The organism is Serratia ficaria (assembly GCF_900187015.1).
Lineage (GTDB): Bacteria > Pseudomonadota > Gammaproteobacteria > Enterobacterales > Enterobacteriaceae > Serratia > Serratia ficaria.
Genome location: NZ_LT906479.1, coordinates 1,267,596 through 1,286,197, shown reverse-complemented (window position 1 = coordinate 1,286,197; position 18,602 = coordinate 1,267,596). Strand labels below are relative to the sequence as shown.

Sequence of the window (18,602 nt, the reverse complement as noted above, 5' to 3'; positions counted from 1 at the left end):
TGAGATTTTCCTCAGACAAATAGAGTTCCAAAGCGAGGTAAGATATCAAGAAAGGTTGGCTTTGAAACTGGACGGTGGGTATGTATTCGAGGATTGTTGATCTTGATGATGATATTTATCTAGCCATTGGGCGTGCTGTTTTTGAAGTGATTAAAGTCGGCAACCAAATCCATACTGCTACCGTGATGGATGCTATAGAAGGTTTCATCGAACGCCAAACAGGAAGTGAGTATGCAGTGGCTATGGCTGACGACGCACTTGATTTGATAGCTTATTTATCAAACAAGAAGTAAGCACTTCACAGTTTTGAAGCACAAAAAACCCGGCTCGGTGGCCGGGTTGGGCATTTCTAGCATCCCGAATTAGTTCGGGTAAGAGCGGAAGTGTTGGCGAACATTTTCTACTTCACCGAAACGAATTCGACAGTAACTGCGTACATATACTGGCTTATCGTGTTCATAGATGTAGTCATCGCGATTAACGTCATGAATCATCATGATGTCATATCCTCAAACGTCAACAATCCTGTAATCCTATACAGTCTTGTATTGGCCCCGGATAGCCGCTATCCTAAGTGTGCTTAGTACAAAGGTGTAGCGGGTTTTCCTGCCACCAAGAAGAGAGTCCAATCTCTTCCCCCTATGAAGCCCCGCTGCAAACGGGGCTTTATTCTTTTCCAAACCCTTCTGGCAGTGCGAACGATTCGACAATATTGCTGATTCGCTTCGCTTCTTCTTGTGTGAGATCGCGCGGTAGATTACCGATAGTCACGATGATGTCGCCTCGCAAGGGAATAGGTAACTCAAATGTTTTAACCTCACCTTCACTAGAAGTATTTGCCTTTTTCTTAAGGACCAATTTCCTGCGCTCCTTTTTCAACTCGGGTTGAGTGGGGGTGGCATTCGAGGTATTCCCTGTCTGGTAAGCCAGAAACTTATCAATAGCGCTTTGCATACGGCTCTTGTAAGCGTTCAGAGTGGCCTCTGAAGGAATAGGATCGGCATTGTCGCTGTAACTGTCGAGTAGCGTGTCAATTTTAATATCACGGATATCCATGTGCGTTTGGTTTTGAATTGATGAAATCAAACGCATTGATGCATCCTTAAGATTCCTGGCCGTAGCATCATTATTAACAATGTTGAGTTCTGGTAGGCACTGTAAGAAGAGGATGAACTCTCCCAGAGTGAAATTGTTATCTTGCATAGCATTCCCCTAATAAGTCCTCTAACCAAATACTACGATCGATCGGCCATCTCTATCAAGAAGATTTTAACGATCGTTGGATTCTTTTTTAAAAAAACACCAAAATGGTAATTTGGATGGGTCATTGCTGGATTCATTTTGATTCATTTGGCTTCGTTGTGATTTATTCCACTTAATTATCATTGACTTACATTAATACCAATAGATTATCCCACACTATCGGACTTGAACTTGGTGTTTTTCACTCAATCACCAATGTACTGGACATAAAAAAAGGCCGCATCTCTGCGACCTTACCCAGCCATCACCAACTCGGCCAAGATAACCCCTACGGCATGACGTCCTGCATAACGAACGGCTTACACCCCGAGCCCATGACTAGCATGATTACGAACATGATGGCTAGTGTGATATGTAGAGCATATTTATCCATTGCTGCCTCAAGCTTTGATTGCCCGTAGCGTGCCACCCAGCTCATCAGCCCACTGGCTACCCGAAGAAGCAGCCATGCTTGTCAGTACGTACAATCTCCAGCGCATCGGCTAGCGTCTTGGCTTTCTCGTACAGCTCCCACTTAAGGCTTGCTCGCATCCAGTAGACATTCCATGTCTTCTGAGAGCGGACATAGGTTATCTTAGCTGTGGCGTGCTCCACCATTTCACCAGGCTCGCCATTCCATAGCGGGCGTACTTCCAAGATTTCGATGGTCTGGTCATCAATTTTGTAGGCGATATCCAGCTCAGGCCTGATATGTATTGGCGGACGTCTGCTTTCCACAAACGCCTCGACTTCCTTTTTGACTGCGTGAAATTCTAAATCGTTAAATGCCATTATCCCTCCCTACCCATCTCATCAGGCCATTGGAATACTAAGACTAACGATCCCAGTAGTGACAGGTTCCACAAATACCAGAGGTCATCAACGACAAATCTTCTTCGACTTGCTGATCGAACCATCTTTGCAGACGAACTTCTCTCCGGAGCAATGAGATATACCGCCCTTCTTACCAGAGCATGGTTTGTTTGCTGCGGTTGCTGTGAATGCAAAAAGTGACAAGCATGCCACCAAAATAACTTTCTTCATGATTTGCCCCTCTATGGGCCCATAGATTTGTTTTATGCCTACTATGCTCAGCTGGCGTTCACATAGCTATACCAAAGTGATCAACGTTCGATCAATGCCACATAAACAAAAGCCTGCTAAAAAACAGGCCTCATCATATAGCTAGCTAATATTTAATAACCAACATCATTTAGTATTCATCTATTATTCCTATCCGCTTAAAGAACTCCATAACCTCTTTGTAACGATACTGCTCACCGCCCCTGATTGGATTAGTGCCAGGGGCTGGGGAAGGGAATGGCGTTCCCTGAGCCTCCCATTGCTGGCGCCGACGCCAGAAGGTAGTTTTCGACATTCCGCCAAGAAGAAACTGAACAGTTTTACGGGTAATCAGTAATGGCTGAAGATTTGTCTGGGTCATCTTTCCCTCTTCTGGTCGGTTTAAAACCCAACGTTGTGTGGGTATAGGAAAGATTAGCCATGAATATTCATAGTGGGAGCGCTGCTTTTGCGGAGAGAATCACGAATTTGTTGGTTCAAAACGCGTATTTTTTGGTTCAGTGTTGGTTCAGAACATAAAATAATTATTATATAGAACAATTACTTTAACATAATGAACCAACTGAACTGACTGAACCAACACACTTACTACGTACGTGAGAAATTACTCTTCTGGTTGTTTCTCCTCGGGCATGTAGTGCAGGACATAGACGTTAACCTGTTGGCCATTCACTCTTGGAGACTTCCTCTGGTAACCACGGCCACTGCTTGGCGGTGTGAGCATGCCGGACTCCAGTAAAACCTTGGCAAAGTGCTTCGCATTGAACCCGGCTGCAATCTCTTTTTCAAACGCAGATTTGAAGGTATGGAACACCATCTTGTCTGTATCGTGCTTGCCACGCTCTCTGTAGCCAGCCATATCGCGAATCATCAGACTTTGCGGATCATAGGGTAACGGTGCAAACCGACTCATGCCAAAGGAGTTCAAGAACGCCTCCGCCTGATCAACGATTTGTTGATGCTCCTTGTTACCCGTGCCGAACTCCTTCACCCAGGCATTAAAGCTGTACTGGATAGCGTCCTGGCAAGTCTTATCATCCCATCCAGTGATGACGCGCCCAAAGCTCAAAGCCGCTTCAAGAATGGCGAACCTCGCTGCTACACGATGAACCTGTTCACCATAGTCACTAGGGACTAATGACCTCCAGCGCTCCTCAGCAGCCCTTACAGCCTCGACCGCTTCCTGCTGGTGGTTGGCCAAATATTTAATCCATTCTCGCCCAGCAGCTCCGTAGTGGCTCTGGTAGGCATCTTTGAGAGCATCAGCATGTTGCTTCCCGGTGTGGAATTCATGAAAGCGTACAGTCTTGCTTAGTGGAATATTCAGCAAGCGCACCAACTGGCCAGCTTTGATACGTCTTCCTGCAGACGCAATGAAAGTTTCCATATCCATTTCACCAGTGCTGATCGCCACCGTACGCCAGCGCTTCAAATCGCGGTTACCGCCTTCTTTGGCTCCCTGGAGCTTCCCTACACCGTTAAACAGGGCATAGGCGGACTGAGCCACACCTGCAGGATCTGCGCCCTGTCCGACCTCATCCAGTGGCATCAACGCATCATTGTGGGCTGCAGCCTCATTGGCTAAGCCGAGAGCAGTTCCGTACCAAGTCAGGCGTAGTAAATCCGGATTACCGTAGAGGCTACTAGCTACGTTGGCGGTAGTGGTTTTACCGGCACTAGACTGCTCGTAGAAATGGATGCCAAACCCATCGGTACCAGACAAGCCAATTAGCGGAGCGGCCAGTGAGGCTGCGATACCCGTCATCATGGAGTAATTGCCAAAAGCCAGGCGAGCCACGTTATCACGCCAGCTATCTGCGGAACCTTTGATGGTATAACCTGCAGCGGCTGAACTTCGGCCATTGAATAACACTGGCATTGTCGGTGCGCCGATGATTTCGCCATCCGGCATGATGTATGCCCCGCACTGCCAGCCAGTCGCATGCGCTACACGCCAAACCTCCCGAGAGCCACTACGCTGTAGCCAGTCAGCCAGGATGGCGCGTAGTGAACCCGTAGTAACGACGTTCACGCCACCAGCCTTGAGAGCTCTCCAACCCTCACGCTCACCAATATCAGCCAGTGGAATAGCTTGGGTCGTTTCAGTCTCAGAACCCTGAGCCAGCCAGCGGAGGATCATGTATTGGTCTTTATCATCACGACCAATACCAACCACACCCAATGGCGAGCATAACCAGCGTTCGTTACTGGTGGTTTTGCCGCTGTCGTTGTCTACCTTTGAGGTGACGTAGAACACGCCACCCTCTCGGCTGATTACGCGTGGTTTTAACGGGTCCTCATCCGGTTGAGCATCGTTACCTCCGTGAATCACTTTTAGCTGTACGGCGACCCCTTCTCCACGCTCAGCCTCCGCCTTAAGTCGAGGAAGTTGATTCGTCCAATCCTCCAGTAGTTCGTAGCTTTCGGAGTAGAGATGCGCCTGAGTCACCCCGGCTAATGCCAAACGTGTCGCAATGGCTGTAACCTGCAGCTCACTTAGCCTCCCTGCACGATAGACACGCACAAAGCGACGCCCCTCATCAACGATACGGATAGCTCCGAGGGAAGAAAGCTCCTTATCAGACAGAACAACAGGAGGAGTAGTATCACGAGCTGGATTCCCCGCCTGCCAATGCTTGGCATGGATCCACGCATCTGAGCCTGCAAATATGACCGCCTCAGTGAAGGTATCAACTGGGATATGCTTGACGTTCGGAGCATTTCTCATGATTGCCCCTCCAGTTTACCGTGAGCCCTTTGCGCATTGAGATCGTCATTAACAACCTTTTCTAAAGCCCTAATAGCATCATGAACAATGCTATGAGCTGTCGAAATTGCCCATCCGTAATCTTCATTTTCGGCATCATTAGGGAGAGCATCAACGACCAGACTGAGCACTGCACGCGCTTTTTTTAGCTGACTTGCCTGCGAGTCGATATCAGTGAAGGAAATAGCCATTATTTGTTCTCCTTCAGTGCTAACTCTTCCACCAGCCAAGCTGCCACATTGCCGGTCAGCTTACCGAGCAGTGAAACAATCGCATCAATCTCATAGGTATCCATCGGGTTTGGGTAATGCTCCAAGATCCGACATATAACTTCCGCCTGACGCGCACGCTCAGTCGCCTGTTCTAAAGTGATATCAGCCATGGCTCACCGCCTGTGCCGCAATACGACTAGCTAGAACAAGGACAAAATCACGCACAAGAATTTTGCGGGCCTCACGCTCAGTACAAGCGGTAACTCGACGTTGTTCGTGCTTCAGTTGTGGGGAGGTACGGCGAATGGCCACGAAAACATAGGTAAACGATGGCTGAGTTTGGGTATGCGTATTCCGCCCTTGCGGGTGTGTGGTATGATTTAACATAGCTGCCTCGATACTTTCTCTATCGTTGGTAGTAAGAGGCCCGGTTAGTGTTGACGCACTGCCGGGCTTCGTTATTTTATGTATTTCTTGTGCCTTACCTGTGGATAAGGTGTGCGCCCACCTTACATTTTGGTGTGCTCCCACGTCAAGAGTTTTACTATGTCTTTTTTTGTTGTATGGTGTGCTACCACCACAAACAGAAATATGAGCACTAGCAATGGCTACAGGAAACACAAATAACAAGTCAGATAAAAAGGCTATACGCTTCCCGCATGAACTTATCGCTGACATAGAGGCCAGCGTAGAACGCGAGAAAGAAGAAAATCCCGGTGCTAGTTTCTCCTCTTGGGTACTAGATGCATGTGGGCGTAAGCTCAAGAACGAACAGCGAAAGAAGCCTAAAGAGTAATTTACCCGCCCGCGTAGCCAACGAGCAGCATTCACTGTGCTGCCCTTTTTTATGGACTCGCAAAACTCTCGACACTTATTGGTCGCGAAACTCGACTGATAAACATTTGTCGCTTCGCCTTTTTTTATGGCCTCCGAAAACTCTGCGCGTGTATTGGTCGCGAAACTCCCCCCATCAAACGAAATGACCGCCGAAAAACCTCCTGCAGTGCCAGCAACATATTTCCCAATGTCTGGTTTTGTGAGGTTCATAGCGCTGAGAACGTCATCATTTGTCATCATTCTCGCTCCCCAAGCGCTTGGTTAACCAACGTTGTGATAGGCGCATTAACTCGGCTTTACGTGGCTCGTAATCCATACCCATATCAATCAGAGTGATGTTGGTACTTTCCAAGTAGGAGAGGTGCTCTAGCTGTTCGGCACTCATGTTGTCACGAGGATCGCCATCTAATCCGTTAGCCAACACCCACTGCTTGGCAGTAATACCTCCCAGGACGATACGAGCAATCATGTTGCTTTCGTTAGTGTAGTGATTCTGAGAGGTTTGCTTGCCCTGTTCGGCACGAGCAGCCTCTAAGGCTGCACACATCGCTTTAAACATATTGGCTGCCCCAATGCGCGTCTTAAGCTGGTGGCGTAAACGTGCGGCTACCTCTGGAACGCTGCGGTATAACTCTTCCTCACACTGGATGAAGTAACGGCGAATGGCTCGGCCCTGGTCGTTGCGCTCAACCATAGCCAGCTCTTTAGCCATGTTCAGAGTGATAGCGTAATCTTTGCTACGTCTGTCGCCACCCCGAGATGTTTGCACTCGCGCCGACTTTACTTGATCGATATTTGGACATTGAAACACCGAAATGGGTGTATCAGACTCAACATAATCAACCGCGCTTTTGAAGTCGTATTCTTCCACTCGCGCATTAAACCAGCTGGAAAAGACGCGCCCTACCCCTAGCGATTTATGCAATGCCTTGGCGCTCACGATATTACTTTCACGCCCACCTATCTGACCGGCAATAACCGGGACCAGAGACGCAAAGTCATTGCTGTTAATAATGCCGAGGCTTTCTTTGGGGTGAGTTTGGCCCCGACCAGTGTTGGCCGTATTTTTCATGTTCATATTGTCAGGCTCCGTTAAGCGGCGGTGAAGGCTTCAGGGTACAAGGTCAGGATGTTGGCTATGTCGCTCTGAGATAGGCCGTGATAGCCACCAGCAGCGGCGTTATGGTTGACCAACTGGATCACGCGCAGAACGTCAGCACAGCTCACAAAGCGATATCGGAAATGGCTGTCGATGCCGTCTGGATTCTTCTCGTCGATACGCTCCAGTTGAATATCAAGACAGCGCTCCAGCTCACTTGCGTAGTTGCGGCCAGATGAGAGGTGGCAATACTTAAGAATGTCATTCTCTGTCCAGCCATTGATGCCGGTTTTCAGCATATAGACGCGAGCACGGTGCTTTTTCGGTGCTGGCTTGATGGTGGGGATAGCTCTATTTTCAGAGGTACCAACCTTCTGACTAGCCTCCTGCTGTACGGGGCGGTTTTTTATTTCCATTACGCGGCCTCCCCACGAGACTCAGCGATACGCTGATTAATCCAGGCATCTACCTCACTTTCGATGAAGGCAATTGAGCGAGTGCCAATCTTAACGGTTGACGGGAAGCGTTTCTGACTGATAAGACGATAAATCCACGCCTTGCTGTAACCTGTACGACGTTGAACTTCTGATATACGAATAAGAGATTGCGTATCTTTCAGCATTCTGCCCACCTGTTTCTGTTAAACGCCCTGAGTGGACGTAAGTAGATGACATGGACATATTCTCTTTAATCGGTATTTGGTGGAAGGCAACATTTTTTATTTTTTTCATACCGGAAAGAAAAAAATCAATTTTCATTCCGGTAATTATTTTGGAATCTTGTCTTCCGCAATAACTTTCTGCATCAGATTATCAAGGCAGTCTCCATCCACAACATCCTGCACTATCGGAATCAGCGTTTTCCTAACTTTTTCGGTAGTATCGACATCATATTCATCAAAGTATAAAGCATCACCGTACTGCTTTAGAGTCGGGCTTTGATGAAAAAATGAAGACAAAATTTTCATATCAAAGTAAGCTAATACACGAAGAACCTTCCATCTTTTTATAAGGGATGGTTTGAAATTACTTTTCACCTTACCTTTACTTACTTTTTTATCAAATACATTCCCATGCATTTCTCGTGCATGACCAATCCAGTTTTTGAAACCTTCAAATAGTATTTCATCGGGGGCGCTAAGATCAATTTCAGCCCAAATTGTAGACTTTCCTATGCCTCCTTCTTCCCATCCATATCCAAAGGGTATCTCTCTAGCTTTCTTCACAGTTTCAATGCTGGCGTTTTCCTTTAGCACATCTCCAATGACCTCATTGTACTCCTTATTATCCATCCCTCCCATAAAACCACCGTATCTATTTAAAAAAGCTATACGAGACATATCAATTGCATTTATTGTCGTCTTAGCTCTCCAATCATTTGCATACTTTAAGTCATCGCTCGTGATTTTTACGGCATCACCATAAAAAATTTTTTCTAAAAATATAGATGTATCCATCAGTTCACGTCTAACATCATCCTTTATTCCATCATAAAAATCCTCTTCTGGAACAGGGTAGGATGTAACATCATCTAAAATTTCATCATCAGTGAAATCAGACAAATACATTTCGTAACTCTCAGAGTCAAGTCTTTTAGCATATTCAATAGATGCTAATATTTCTATTCTTTTCTTAAATGCCACATAAAACTGGATTCCATCAAAATCCTTAGTAATCTCATCATACCTAATGACATCTATATTCTTCAAAACATCCTTTACACCAAAATCAAAACCTCTGATGTAATCAAAAAAATCATAGCTTTCAGTTATATTTTTGCAAACTCTTTCTATTTCCAGGTCCAGTTCTTCTGTACTTCTGAGTTCTGATTTCATTACGCCACCTCACGCCCTCTGAGTTTGGGGGCTATGTCAGCCAGTAGAGGTGTACTGGTTTTCGGGGATCAGCCTAGGCATAGCCTTATTCTTTTACTGTATACCAAAGTCTACTACCGTCCATAGATACTGTCTATTTGTACAGTTACGCACTCTTACCGAATGTGCCGTGAACCACATTATCGCCACGCTCCAGCGCATCCATATAATTGGCATACCATTGGAGCATGTCCCGGCGACCATCCAAGTACTGGGCATGATTGTAGGTACCACGGATAGAGTTTTTATCAACGTGCGCCAGCTGAGTTTCAATCCAGGCGGTGTTATACCCCTGCTCGTGGAGAATAGTACTCATTGTGTGGCGGAAACCGTGCCCGGTAGCGCGTCCGTGATAACCAATACGTTTTATTACCTGGTTGATGCTCGCTTCGCTCATCGGTTTTGTGCTGTCATTCCTCCCTGGGAAGACTAATTTGAAGCGACCAGTTATTTCTTGAAGCTGGTGGAGAAGCACCAGAACCTGCTCTGAAAGCGGCACCAAGTGCGGTCTGCGCATTTTCATTCTGCTTTTAGGCACTTCCCAGAGCCCTTTATCCAAATCGAACTCAGCCCACTCGGCAGCACGGAGTTCAATCGTGCGCACACCCGTCAGCAGGAGCAAACGTGTCGCTATTTTGGTGACAGAACTACCGGTGTAATCATTGAGGCACTGTAGAAACTCAGGAAACTCTGAGGCAACGAGATGGGGGTAATGCTTATGCTTCTGGATAGCCAACGCACCGGCTAATTCGCTGGCCGGGTTATTCTCCGCTCTTCCGGTAACGATGGCATAGCGGAAAGTCTGACTGCAGGCTTGGCGGATCTTACGCATCTTATCCAGAACGCCACGCTTTTCTAACTTGCGTAGCGCCTCCAAAACTTCAAGCGGCTTAATATCAGCGACAGGTCTTCTACCGATGTAAGGGAAGATATCTTTCTCGAAAGACTCCATCAGGTCTTCGGCATAGCCTTTGGACCAGTTGGGTTCTTTATAGGCATGCCATTCTCTGGCCAGCGCTTCGAAGGTGTTTTCAACGCTAACCTTCTTTGCCTGTCTCTCGGTTTTCTTTTCTTCCCCCGGATCTCCACCAGCAGCCAAAAGACGTTTCGCTTCATCTCGTTTGGCCCTGGCATCAGCGAGAGATACATCTGGATATACCCCCACGGCTAAAAGCTTCTCTTTGCCAGCAACGCGGTATTTCAAGCGCCAATAGCGGGCACCGGTAGGGTTAACCAATAAATAGAGGCCACCGCCATCAGAGAGCTTGTAAGGCTTATCCTTCGGCTTGGCAGTATCGACTTGCCTGGCATTGAGCTTCATCTGGGGGTATCTCACTTTATTGAACCTGCGAATACCCCCAAATGTACCCCCACTTGAGTGTAGATTTCAATAGACGTTAGGAGACATTGGTAGAATGAGATTTTTGGAGAATACTAGGATTACTGGGGATGAGTGGACTTTAGTAGACGTTGAGAGAAGTGAAAATGGTACGCCCTACAGGGCTCGAACCTGTGACCTACGGCTTAGAAGGCCGTTGCTCTATCCAACTGAGCTAAGGGCGCATTGGGATGCGGCAACCTGGGGTTGCGGGTGGGATTATACGGTCAGAGATCATTGAGTCAATGCCTTTTCATGACGTTACGGCGGCAGCCGTGCTTTATGGCGTTTTTTCAGCCAGCGGCCGCGCGCCGCCGGGTTAACGCCGTCATTTCACCCAGGCGAAATCCGGCGGCAGGCCAGTTTATTCATCCGCGCAGCCTGCGGCGCAGCGCGTTCAGGCGCATTCGCCATGCGGGCTTGGCCGCGTGCCTGCCGAGCGGGCGCAAAAGCGTCGACTGCGCCGCCTCCGCCGGGTGCAGCGACGAGTCGAACACCGTTTCCCCCACGTGCTTAGGCGGTTCCGGCGGGCTATCCGCCGGGTGATGCAAAGGGTAAAGCCGGGTGATGAGCATCATGATTTGTCCCCCATGACCTTGATGGCAACGATCTCAGCCTACCCAGCCGCAGGTAAAAAAGACGTAGAGGATCATTCTGTTGGTATAAAAAAAGCGTAAATCGACGCCGGCAAACGGCGCCGGGGATGATTCAGAGCCTGACAGCGCGCTCAGCTTCTGACAAAATAGCGCCATCCCCGCTTTTCTTAATTGATGGATTTCCTCACCGATGGCAGCAAAGATTATTGATGGTAAAACGATTGCGCAGCAGGTTAGAAACGAAGTGGCTGAGCAAGTTAAACAACGTCTGGCGGCCGGTAAACGCGCCCCGGGCCTGGCGGTAGTGCTGGTCGGCGAGAACCCGGCCTCGCAGATTTACGTCGCCAGCAAGCGCCGCGCCTGCGATGAAGTGGGCTTTCTCTCCCGCTCCTACGATCTGCCCGCCACCACCAGCGAAGCCGAGCTGCTGGCGCTGATCGACCAGCTGAACGCCGATGCGGAAATCGACGGCATTCTGGTGCAGCTGCCGCTGCCGGCCGGCATCGATAACGTCAAGGTGCTGGAGCGCATCCATCCCGATAAAGACGTCGACGGTTTCCACCCGTACAACGTCGGCCGCCTGTGCCAGCGCGCGCCCAAGCTGCGCCCCTGCACCCCGCGCGGCATCGTCACCCTGCTGGAGCGCTATGACATCGACACCTACGGCCTGAACGCCGTGGTGGTTGGCGCATCCAATATCGTCGGCCGCCCGATGAGCATGGAGCTGCTGCTGGCCGGCTGCACCACCACCGTCACCCACCGTTTCACCAAGGATCTGCGCCATCACGTCGAGAACGCCGATCTGCTGGTGGTGGCGGTTGGCAAGCCGGGCTTTATTCCGGGCGACTGGATCAAACCGGGCGCCATCGTGGTGGACGTCGGCATTAATCGCCTGGAAAGCGGCAAAGTGGTCGGCGACGTGGATTTCGAGGCCGCCAGCGAACGCGCCGCCTACATTACCCCGGTTCCGGGTGGCGTTGGCCCGATGACCGTTGCTACACTGATCCAAAATACCTTGCAGGCCTGCGAGGAATATCACGACGTTCAACCTAAATAAGTAAGGCAGTATGGAAATTTTTAATCTGGATAATCACCCCCACGTCGAACTCTGCGATCTGCTGAAGTTCCAGGGCTGGTGCGAAAGCGGCGGCGCCGCGAAAGAAGTGATTGCCGAAGGGCAGGTTAAGGTCGACGGCAAGGTCGAAACCCGCAAGCGCTGCAAGATCGTCGCCGATCAGGTGGTGGAATTTGCCGGCGGCAAGGTTGTGGTCAAACCCTAATCCCCTGCCATAGAAAAAGGCGCTGAATTCAGCGCCTTTTTTGTTTGCCTGCCGCGCCGAATTACTTGCGGCGCCAGGTGGTGCCCTGCGGGCCGTCTTCCAGCACGATGTTCATCTCGTTCAGCCGATCGCGCGCGGCATCCGCCAGCGCCCAGTCTTTGGCCTTGCGCGCGTCGTTGCGTTGCTTGATCAGCGCTTCGATTTCCGCCACTTCGCCGTCGTCGACCCTGGCGCCGCTTTGCAGGAACTGTTCAGGCTCCTGCTGCAGCAGGCCGAGCACCTTCGCCAGCTTGCGCAGCTCCGCCGCCATGCCGTTGGCCGCCGCCATGTCTTCGTTCTTCAGGCGGTTAACTTCACGCGCCAGATCGAACAGCGCCGAGTAGGCTTCCGGGGTGTTGAAATCGTCGTCCATCGCCTCGCGGAAACGGGCCTCGAAGGCTTCGCCGCCGGCCGGCTGCGCCGTTGCGTCGGTGCCGCGCAGCGCGGTGTACAAACGCTCCAGCGCGGTGCGCGCCTGCTTCAGGTTCTCTTCGCTGTAGTTCAGCTGGCTGCGGTAATGGCCGGACATCAGGAAGTAACGCACCGTTTCGGCATCGTAATGGCCGAGCACGTCGCGGATGGTGAAGAAGTTATCCAGCGATTTGGACATCTTCTCTTTGTCGATCATCACCATGCCGGAGTGCATCCAATAGTTGACGTACGGGCCGTCGTGCGCGCAGCTGGACTGGGCAATCTCGTTCTCGTGGTGCGGGAACATCAGGTCGGAACCGCCGCCGTGGATGTCAAAATGGGTACCGAGCTGCTTGCAGTTCATGGCGGAGCACTCGATATGCCAGCCCGGGCGCCCTGCGCCCCACGGCGACTGCCAGCTCGGTTCGCCCGGCTTGGACATTTTCCACAGCACAAAGTCCATCGGGTTGCGCTTCACGTCGTCGATTTCAACGCGCGCGCCGGCCTGCAGCTGGTCCAGATCCTGGCGCGACAACAGGCCGTATTGCGGATCGCTGTCGATCGAGAACATCACGTCGCCGTTGCTGGCCACGTAGGCGTGATCGCGGTCGATCAGCCGTTGGGTGATCTCGATGATTTCGGCGATATGCTGGGTGGCGCGCGGCTCCAGATCCGGGCGTTCAATCAGCAGCGAATCGAAGTCGGCGTGCATCTCCGCCAGCATGCGCCCGGTCAGTTGATCGCAGGTTTCGCCGTTCTCCGCCGCGCGGCGGATAATTTTGTCGTCGACGTCGGTGACGTTGCGCACGTAGTTCAGCGAGTAACCGAGATAGCGCAGGTAGCGCGCCACCACGTCGAAAGCGACAAAGGTACGCCCGTGGCCGATATGACACAGGTCATAGATGGTTACCCCGCACACGTACATGCCGACTTTTCCGGCATGAATGGGTTTGAATTCCTCTTTTTGACGACTCAGGGTATTAAAAATCTTTAGCATCGGGACATTCCGTGGTGTGCGTGATAACAAAAATGGTAACCAGGCTCAGGTTGTTCACCCGGTAGCGTATTGAAACCCGAAGCCTGATCTAATGCAAGGTTAAGGCCATGCTTTGCCGACTCTGCCGATGGAAAACGGTGAAAAATCAGCGTTCGGCATGAGTGTTATAATATAACAAATTTAGTTTTTCCACAGCCGGCGCGCGGTTTAGCCGCTGCTGACTCGCTCTGGGAGATATGTTATAAGGTCGGTCTGAATGTTCACTCGCTCTACGTGACGTCTCACTTCATCTTGTTAGGACTAAAACTATGGTTACTTTCCACACCAATCACGGCGACATCGTTATCAAGACCTTTGCTGACAAAGCGCCGGTTACCGTTGAAAACTTCCTGAACTACTGCCGCGCAGGCTTCTACGACAACACGATTTTCCACCGTGTCATCAATGGCTTCATGATCCAGGGCGGCGGTTTTGAGCCTGGCATGAACCAGAAAGCCACCAACGCGACCATCAAGAACGAAGCCAACAACGGTCTGAAAAACACCATCGGCACCCTGGCAATGGCGCGCACCAACGATCCGCACTCCGCCACCGCGCAGTTCTTCATCAACGTGGCAGACAACGACTTCCTGAACTTCCGCGGCGAAAACGCGCAGGGTTGGGGCTACTGCGTATTCGCAGAAGTGGTTGAAGGCATGGACGTGGTCAACAAGATCAAAGGCGTGAAAACCGGCCGCAGCGGCATGCACCAGGACGTGCCGGTAGAAGACGTCGTGGTCAACAGCGTTACCGTCAGCGAGTAATCGCGGCTGCATGAGTACGCTGTTCATCGCAGATCTGCACTTGTGCGCACAGGAACCGGCAATCACTGCCGGTTTTCTGCGTTTTTTACGGCGTGAAGCCGTCCACGCCGACGCGCTGTACATCCTCGGCGACCTGTTTGAAGCCTGGATCGGCGATGACGATCCGGAGCCGCTGCACGGTGAAATCGCCGCGGCGCTGAAGGCGCTGCAGCAGACCGGCGTGCCCTGCTACTTCATCCACGGCAACCGCGATTTTCTGTTGGGCAAGCGCTTTGCCCGCGCCAGCGGCATGCAGCTGCTGCCGGAAGAAAAAGTGCTGGAACTGTACGGCCGCAAAATTCTGATCCTGCACGGCGACACCCTGTGCACCGACGATCAGGCCTACCAGCAGTTCCGCCGCAGGGTGCACAATCCGCTGATCCAAAAGCTGTTCCTGGCCCTGCCGCTGCGCTGGCGCCTCAAGATCGCCGCCAAAATGCGCGCCCGCAGCCAGCAAACCAACCGGTACAAGTCGGAAGCCATCATGGACGTCAACCCGCAAGCGGTTGAGCAGGCGATGCGGCGCCACGGCGTGCGCTGGATGATCCACGGCCATACCCATCGGCCGGCGGTGCATCGGCTGAGCCTGAACAACGGCGAAGCCCACCGCGCGGTGCTGGGCGCCTGGCACGTTGAAGGCTCGATGATCAAAGTCAGCGCCGACGCCGTCGAACTGATCCAATTCCCGTTCTAACTCCCTGACTTGCCGCGCGAGTGAAAAAATTCGCGCTTTCGACGGCGAAAACCGGCGACGCAACCGTTTTCCTCGCCGTGCGCTCATGGTATGCTCTACGCCCTCATTCGGCCCCTGCGGCCGACGCTTGCACAATCACAGGAGCCTTACACCCATGGGAGCCAACGCCGCTTCAGCCACCCCCGCTGAGGTTAAAATCGCAATTGTAATGGGATCGAAAAGTGACTGGGCCACCATGCAGTTTGCCGCCGAAGTCCTGACCATGCTCGATGTCCCCTTCCATGTCGACGTCGTTTCCGCTCATCGCACGCCAGATAAACTGTTCAGCTTCGCCGAACAGGCCAGCGCCAACGGTTTTGACGTGATCATCGCCGGCGCGGGCGGTGCGGCGCACCTGCCGGGCATGCTGGCGGCGAAAACCCTGGTTCCGGTGCTGGGTGTGCCGGTACAAAGCGCCGCGCTGAGCGGCGTGGACAGCCTGTATTCCATCGTTCAGATGCCGCGCGGCATCCCGGTCGGCACCCTGGCGATCGGCAAAGCCGGCGCGGCCAACGCCGGGCTGCTGGCGGCGCAGATCCTGGCGCTGCACGACGGCGCACTGGCGCAGCGTCTGGCGGACTGGCGCCGCGCGCAGACCGAAGACGTGCTGAACAACCCGGATCCGCGGGAGGAAGCATGAAGCCGGTTTGCGTACTGGGCAACGGCCAGCTGGGGCGCATGCTGCGCCAGGCCGGCGAACCGCTGGGCATCGCCGTTTATCCGGTCGGCCTCGACGCCGAGCCGGAGGCGGTGCCTTATCAGAACAGCGTCATCACCGCCGAGATCGAGCGCTGGCCGGAAACCGCCTTAACCCGCGAGCTGGCGACCCACGGCAGCTTCGTGAACCGCGACATCTTCCCGCGTCTGGCCGATCGCCTGACGCAAAAACAGCTGCTCGACCAGCTCGGCCTGGCCACCGCGCCCTGGCAACTGCTGGCGAGCGCCGCCGAGTGGCCGCAGGTATTCGCCACCCTGGGCGAACTGGCGATTGTCAAACGCCGCGTTGGCGGTTACGACGGCCGCGGCCAGTGGCGCCTGCGCCCGGGCCAGCAGGCTGAACTGCCGACCGACGCCTACGGTGAATGCATCGTCGAACAGGGCATCAACTTCTCCGGCGAAGTGTCGCTGGTCGGCGCGCGCGGCCACGACGGCAGCGCGGTGTTCTATCCGCTGACCCACAACCTGCATGAAGACGGCATCCTGCGCGCCAGCGTGGCGCTGCCGCAGCCCAATCCGGCGCTGCAGCGGCAGGCCGAGCAGATGCTGGCGGCGATCCTGAACGAGCTGAACTACGTCGGCGTGATGGCGATGGAGTGCTTTATCGTCGGCGATCGCCTGCTGATCAACGAGCTGGCGCCGCGGGTGCACAACAGCGGCCACTGGACGCAAAACGGCGCCTCCATCAGCCAGTTCGAGCTGCACCTGCGCGCCATCCTCGGGCTGCCGCTGCCCAAGCCGGTGGTGAGCACCCCTTCGGCGATGGTCAACCTGATCGGCACCGCGGTGGATCCGCAGTGGCTGGCGCTGCCGCTGGTGCATCTGCACTGGTACCAGAAAGAGGTGCGCGCTGGCCGCAAGGTGGGCCACCTGAACCTGAACGATCCGAGCGCCGCCGCCCTGCGCCAGACGCTGCAGGCACTGGCGCCGCTGCTGCCGGACGAGTATCAGAGCGGCCTGGCCTGGGCGCAGCGGAAGCTGGCTTAAGGTCGGTCGCCGACGAAAGGAAAAGGGTTCAGTTCGCATTCAGAACTGAACCCTTTTTTGTTGCCGCAGAGATCAACGCGAGCCGATTTTACGCAACGGTTTGCCGGCCATCAGATTGCGTTCGATATGTTCCAGCGAGATATTTTTGGTTTCCGGGATCAGCGCCAGCGTGATGAAGATAAACAGCACGTTGAGCGCCGCGTAAACCCAGAAGGTGCAGGCGCTGCCCAACGAATTGAGCATGGTCAGGAAGGTCGCCCCGACGATCATGTTGGCGATCCAGTTGGTGGCGGTAGAACAGGTAATGCCGAAATCGCGGCCTTTCAGCGGCTGGATCTCCGAGCACAGCACCCAGATCAGCGGGCCGGCGCTCATGGCGAAACCGACGATAAACATCAGCAGCATGATGATGGCGAAGTATTGCGTCGCCGGCGTGCTCATGCCGAGGCTCATCATGGTCCCCAATGCGCCCATGCCCACCGCCATTACGATAAAGCCGAGGATCAGCGTCGGTTTACGGCCCCAGCGGTCGACCAGGCCAATCGCGATAAAGGTGGCCAGCACGTTGACCAACCCGACGATCACCGTCCCCCACATCTGCTGCTCGGTGCTGGCGAAGCCCGCCAGGCCAAATATTTTCGGCGCGTAATACATGGTGACGTTCATGCCGGTGAACTGCTGCATCACCTGCAACAGAACGCCAAGGAACACCGCGCGGCGGAAGTTTTTATTGTCTTTGAACAGCGCCCAGCCGCTCTGCTTCAGCTTGAGGCTTTCGCGAATTTCATTCAGCTCATGCTGGGCCTGCGCGCTGCTGTCGCGCAGCTTTTCCAGCACCTGCCGCGCCTGTTCATGGCGATTGCGCGAGGCCAGCCAGCGCGGGCTGTCCGGCAGGAAAAACACGCCGACCAGCAGCAGCCCGGCGGGAATGGTGATGACCCCCAGCATCCAGCGCCAGGCGCCGGTATAGCTGAAGGCGGTGTCAGACAGATAAGCCGCCAAAATGCCGATGGTGATCATCAGCTGATACATGGAAATCATGCTGCCGCGAATTTTCTCCGGCGCAATTTCAGACAGGTAAATCGGCGCGGTATAGGAGGCGATGCCCACCGCCAACCCCAGCAGCACGCGGGAAACGATCAGTATTTCCACGTCGGGCGCGAACGCCGAACAAAGCGACCCCGCCACAAACAGGATCGCGCCGATCATCAGGCTGTATTTGCGCCCCAGGCGGAAGTTCATCCAGCCGCTGCCGACCGCGCCGACCGCCGCCCCAAACATCATTGAGCTGACCACCCACTCCTGCTGGGAGCTGGTGATATTAAACGACTCGGTAATAAACGGCAAAGCGCCCGCAATCACGCCGATATCCAGGCCAAACAGCAACCCGGCTAGCGCAGCCAGAAAACAGACGAAAAAAGTCATACCGGCATTAGCCTGGCCTTTTGCAGCCGGTGCAGCTTTGGCGGTAGCACTCATACAGCCTCCAATAGGTAACGTTCATCAGTT

At 53.0% G+C, this 18,602-nt stretch carries 23 protein-coding genes and 1 tRNA gene; 7 read left to right on the top strand and 17 right to left on the bottom strand.

Translation table 11 applies throughout. The features are described 5' to 3' along the window. The first annotated feature begins 80 nt into the window (after window positions 1–80). Entirely contained in the window at window positions 81–293 is a 213-nt protein-coding gene (locus tag CKW09_RS06040; protein WP_095096147.1) for a hypothetical protein, read from the top strand. Window positions 294–666: 373 nt separating this feature from the next. Here CKW09_RS06040 and CKW09_RS24845 read toward each other — a convergent pair whose 3' ends face one another. The 15 genes from CKW09_RS24845 to CKW09_RS05970 form a co-directional block, all read right to left on the bottom strand. Beyond that, a complete protein-coding gene (locus tag CKW09_RS24845; protein WP_231922128.1) occupies window positions 667–1,203 on the bottom strand; it encodes a hypothetical protein in 537 nt (178 codons plus the stop codon). 489 nt (window positions 1,204–1,692) lie between these two features. Continuing rightward, on the bottom strand, window positions 1,693–2,034 hold the full coding sequence (locus CKW09_RS06030; protein ID WP_095096144.1) for a DUF3024 domain-containing protein: 342 nt from the start codon (window positions 2,032–2,034) through the stop codon (window positions 1,693–1,695). Window positions 2,035–2,121: 87 nt separating this feature from the next. After that, entirely contained in the window at window positions 2,122–2,286 is a 165-nt protein-coding gene (locus tag CKW09_RS24840; protein WP_231922127.1) for a YdcA family protein, read from the bottom strand. A 169-nt stretch (window positions 2,287–2,455) separates the two neighbouring features. After that, entirely contained in the window at window positions 2,456–2,686 is a 231-nt protein-coding gene (locus tag CKW09_RS06025) for a hypothetical protein (RefSeq protein ID WP_095096141.1), read from the bottom strand. 243 nt (window positions 2,687–2,929) lie between these two features. Further along, window positions 2,930–5,053: a DUF927 domain-containing protein gene (locus CKW09_RS06020; RefSeq protein ID WP_095096137.1), complete on the bottom strand. Its 2,124-nt coding sequence runs from the start codon at window positions 5,051–5,053 to the stop codon at window positions 2,930–2,932. Beyond that, entirely contained in the window at window positions 5,050–5,283 is a 234-nt protein-coding gene (locus CKW09_RS06015; protein WP_095096134.1) for a hypothetical protein, read from the bottom strand. The genes CKW09_RS06020 and CKW09_RS06015 overlap by 4 nt, the downstream gene beginning before the upstream one ends. Then, window positions 5,283–5,474 carry a hypothetical protein gene (locus tag CKW09_RS06010; protein WP_095096131.1) on the bottom strand — a complete coding sequence of 64 codons (192 nt, stop codon included), beginning with the start codon at window positions 5,472–5,474 and terminating at the stop codon, window positions 5,283–5,285. The genes CKW09_RS06015 and CKW09_RS06010 overlap by 1 nt, the downstream gene beginning before the upstream one ends. Continuing rightward, window positions 5,467–6,381, bottom strand: a complete 915-nt coding sequence (locus CKW09_RS25025; RefSeq protein ID WP_167387236.1) for a host cell division inhibitor Icd-like protein — start codon at window positions 6,379–6,381, stop codon at window positions 5,467–5,469. Before CKW09_RS25025 ends, CKW09_RS06010 begins: the two co-directional genes overlap by 8 nt. Next, entirely contained in the window at window positions 6,368–7,219 is an 852-nt protein-coding gene (locus CKW09_RS06000; RefSeq protein ID WP_095096122.1) for an antA/AntB antirepressor family protein, read from the bottom strand. The genes CKW09_RS25025 and CKW09_RS06000 overlap by 14 nt, the downstream gene beginning before the upstream one ends. Window positions 7,220–7,233: 14 nt before the next feature. Beyond that, complete coding sequence (locus CKW09_RS05995; protein WP_095096119.1) at window positions 7,234–7,656, bottom strand: hypothetical protein; 423 nt, start codon at window positions 7,654–7,656, stop codon at window positions 7,234–7,236. After that, window positions 7,656–7,862 (bottom strand): helix-turn-helix transcriptional regulator, encoded by a 207-nt coding sequence (locus CKW09_RS05990; RefSeq protein ID WP_095096117.1) that lies wholly within the window; start codon window positions 7,860–7,862, stop codon window positions 7,656–7,658. The genes CKW09_RS05995 and CKW09_RS05990 overlap by 1 nt, the downstream gene beginning before the upstream one ends. Before the next feature lie 144 nt (window positions 7,863–8,006). Beyond that, a complete protein-coding gene (locus tag CKW09_RS05985) occupies window positions 8,007–9,074 on the bottom strand; it encodes a DUF6387 family protein (RefSeq protein WP_095096112.1) in 1,068 nt (355 codons plus the stop codon). Between the two features lie 145 nt (window positions 9,075–9,219). After that, complete coding sequence (locus CKW09_RS05980; protein WP_095096109.1) at window positions 9,220–10,434, bottom strand: tyrosine-type recombinase/integrase; 1,215 nt, start codon at window positions 10,432–10,434, stop codon at window positions 9,220–9,222. Window positions 10,435–10,599: 165 nt separating this feature from the next. After that, window positions 10,600–10,676 (bottom strand) — tRNA-Arg (locus CKW09_RS05975). A gap of 183 nt (window positions 10,677–10,859) precedes the next feature. After that, window positions 10,860–11,069 carry a hypothetical protein gene (locus CKW09_RS05970; protein WP_167387235.1) on the bottom strand — a complete coding sequence of 70 codons (210 nt, stop codon included), beginning with the start codon at window positions 11,067–11,069 and terminating at the stop codon, window positions 10,860–10,862. 208 nt (window positions 11,070–11,277) lie between these two features. On the opposite strand from CKW09_RS05970, the gene folD reads away from it, so the two are divergent. Both folD and ybcJ read left to right on the top strand, forming a co-directional pair. Continuing rightward, complete coding sequence (folD, locus tag CKW09_RS05965) at window positions 11,278–12,144, top strand: bifunctional methylenetetrahydrofolate dehydrogenase/methenyltetrahydrofolate cyclohydrolase FolD (RefSeq protein ID WP_095096107.1); 867 nt, start codon at window positions 11,278–11,280, stop codon at window positions 12,142–12,144. 10 nt (window positions 12,145–12,154) lie between these two features. Beyond that, window positions 12,155–12,367, top strand: a complete 213-nt coding sequence (gene ybcJ / locus CKW09_RS05960; protein ID WP_061799446.1) for a ribosome-associated protein YbcJ — start codon at window positions 12,155–12,157, stop codon at window positions 12,365–12,367. A gap of 61 nt (window positions 12,368–12,428) precedes the next feature. Here the strand turns inward: ybcJ and cysS are convergent, their stop codons facing one another. Continuing rightward, window positions 12,429–13,814, bottom strand: a complete 1,386-nt coding sequence (gene cysS, locus CKW09_RS05955; protein WP_061799444.1) for a cysteine--tRNA ligase — start codon at window positions 13,812–13,814, stop codon at window positions 12,429–12,431. Window positions 13,815–14,122: 308 nt separating this feature from the next. Between cysS and ppiB the strand changes: the two genes are divergently transcribed. The 4 genes from ppiB to purK all read left to right on the top strand — a co-directional run bounded on the left by ppiB (window position 14,123) and on the right by purK (window position 17,093). Then, window positions 14,123–14,617 carry a peptidylprolyl isomerase B gene (gene ppiB / locus CKW09_RS05950; protein WP_061799443.1) on the top strand — a complete coding sequence of 165 codons (495 nt, stop codon included), beginning with the start codon at window positions 14,123–14,125 and terminating at the stop codon, window positions 14,615–14,617. A gap of 10 nt (window positions 14,618–14,627) precedes the next feature. Continuing rightward, window positions 14,628–15,350 (top strand): UDP-2,3-diacylglucosamine diphosphatase, encoded by a 723-nt coding sequence (gene lpxH / locus CKW09_RS05945; RefSeq protein ID WP_095096104.1) that lies wholly within the window; start codon window positions 14,628–14,630, stop codon window positions 15,348–15,350. Window positions 15,351–15,504: 154 nt separating this feature from the next. Next, window positions 15,505–16,029 (top strand): 5-(carboxyamino)imidazole ribonucleotide mutase, encoded by a 525-nt coding sequence (purE, locus tag CKW09_RS05940; protein ID WP_061799441.1) that lies wholly within the window; start codon window positions 15,505–15,507, stop codon window positions 16,027–16,029. After that, complete coding sequence (gene purK, locus CKW09_RS05935; protein ID WP_095096102.1) at window positions 16,026–17,093, top strand: 5-(carboxyamino)imidazole ribonucleotide synthase; 1,068 nt, start codon at window positions 16,026–16,028, stop codon at window positions 17,091–17,093. Before purE ends, purK begins: the two co-directional genes overlap by 4 nt. Window positions 17,094–17,165: 72 nt before the next feature. On the opposite strand, the gene CKW09_RS05930 is transcribed toward purK, so the two are convergent. Continuing rightward, window positions 17,166–18,572 (bottom strand): sugar porter family MFS transporter, encoded by a 1,407-nt coding sequence (locus CKW09_RS05930; protein ID WP_061799438.1) that lies wholly within the window; start codon window positions 18,570–18,572, stop codon window positions 17,166–17,168. Between the last annotated feature and the right edge of the window lie 30 nt (window positions 18,573–18,602).

Excerpts from the sequence above, each read along its gene's own strand:
- CKW09_RS06040 (WP_095096147.1), top strand. The coding sequence starts at position 81 with ATGTATTCGAGGATTGTTGATCTTGATGATGATATTTATCTAGCCATT.
- CKW09_RS24845 (WP_231922128.1), bottom strand. The coding sequence starts at position 1,203 with ATGCAAGATAACAATTTCACTCTGGGAGAGTTCATCCTCTTCTTACAG.
- CKW09_RS06030 (WP_095096144.1), bottom strand. The coding sequence starts at position 2,034 with ATGGCATTTAACGATTTAGAATTTCACGCAGTCAAAAAGGAAGTCGAG.
- CKW09_RS24840 (WP_231922127.1), bottom strand. The coding sequence starts at position 2,286 with ATGAAGAAAGTTATTTTGGTGGCATGCTTGTCACTTTTTGCATTCACA.
- CKW09_RS06025 (WP_095096141.1), bottom strand. The coding sequence starts at position 2,686 with ATGACCCAGACAAATCTTCAGCCATTACTGATTACCCGTAAAACTGTT.
- CKW09_RS06020 (WP_095096137.1), bottom strand. The coding sequence starts at position 5,053 with ATGAGAAATGCTCCGAACGTCAAGCATATCCCAGTTGATACCTTCACT.
- CKW09_RS06015 (WP_095096134.1), bottom strand. The coding sequence starts at position 5,283 with ATGGCTATTTCCTTCACTGATATCGACTCGCAGGCAAGTCAGCTAAAA.
- CKW09_RS06010 (WP_095096131.1), bottom strand. The coding sequence starts at position 5,474 with ATGGCTGATATCACTTTAGAACAGGCGACTGAGCGTGCGCGTCAGGCG.
- CKW09_RS25025 (WP_167387236.1), bottom strand. The coding sequence starts at position 6,381 with ATGATGACAAATGATGACGTTCTCAGCGCTATGAACCTCACAAAACCA.
- CKW09_RS06000 (WP_095096122.1), bottom strand. The coding sequence starts at position 7,219 with ATGAACATGAAAAATACGGCCAACACTGGTCGGGGCCAAACTCACCCC.
- CKW09_RS05995 (WP_095096119.1), bottom strand. The coding sequence starts at position 7,656 with ATGGAAATAAAAAACCGCCCCGTACAGCAGGAGGCTAGTCAGAAGGTT.
- CKW09_RS05990 (WP_095096117.1), bottom strand. The coding sequence starts at position 7,862 with ATGCTGAAAGATACGCAATCTCTTATTCGTATATCAGAAGTTCAACGT.
- CKW09_RS05985 (WP_095096112.1), bottom strand. The coding sequence starts at position 9,074 with ATGAAATCAGAACTCAGAAGTACAGAAGAACTGGACCTGGAAATAGAA.
- CKW09_RS05980 (WP_095096109.1), bottom strand. The coding sequence starts at position 10,434 with ATGAAGCTCAATGCCAGGCAAGTCGATACTGCCAAGCCGAAGGATAAG.
- CKW09_RS05970 (WP_167387235.1), bottom strand. The coding sequence starts at position 11,069 with ATGATGCTCATCACCCGGCTTTACCCTTTGCATCACCCGGCGGATAGC.
- folD (WP_095096107.1), top strand. The coding sequence starts at position 11,278 with ATGGCAGCAAAGATTATTGATGGTAAAACGATTGCGCAGCAGGTTAGA.
- ybcJ (WP_061799446.1), top strand. The coding sequence starts at position 12,155 with ATGGAAATTTTTAATCTGGATAATCACCCCCACGTCGAACTCTGCGAT.
- cysS (WP_061799444.1), bottom strand. The coding sequence starts at position 13,814 with ATGCTAAAGATTTTTAATACCCTGAGTCGTCAAAAAGAGGAATTCAAA.
- ppiB (WP_061799443.1), top strand. The coding sequence starts at position 14,123 with ATGGTTACTTTCCACACCAATCACGGCGACATCGTTATCAAGACCTTT.
- lpxH (WP_095096104.1), top strand. The coding sequence starts at position 14,628 with ATGAGTACGCTGTTCATCGCAGATCTGCACTTGTGCGCACAGGAACCG.
- purE (WP_061799441.1), top strand. The coding sequence starts at position 15,505 with ATGGGAGCCAACGCCGCTTCAGCCACCCCCGCTGAGGTTAAAATCGCA.
- purK (WP_095096102.1), top strand. The coding sequence starts at position 16,026 with ATGAAGCCGGTTTGCGTACTGGGCAACGGCCAGCTGGGGCGCATGCTG.
- CKW09_RS05930 (WP_061799438.1), bottom strand. The coding sequence starts at position 18,572 with ATGAGTGCTACCGCCAAAGCTGCACCGGCTGCAAAAGGCCAGGCTAAT.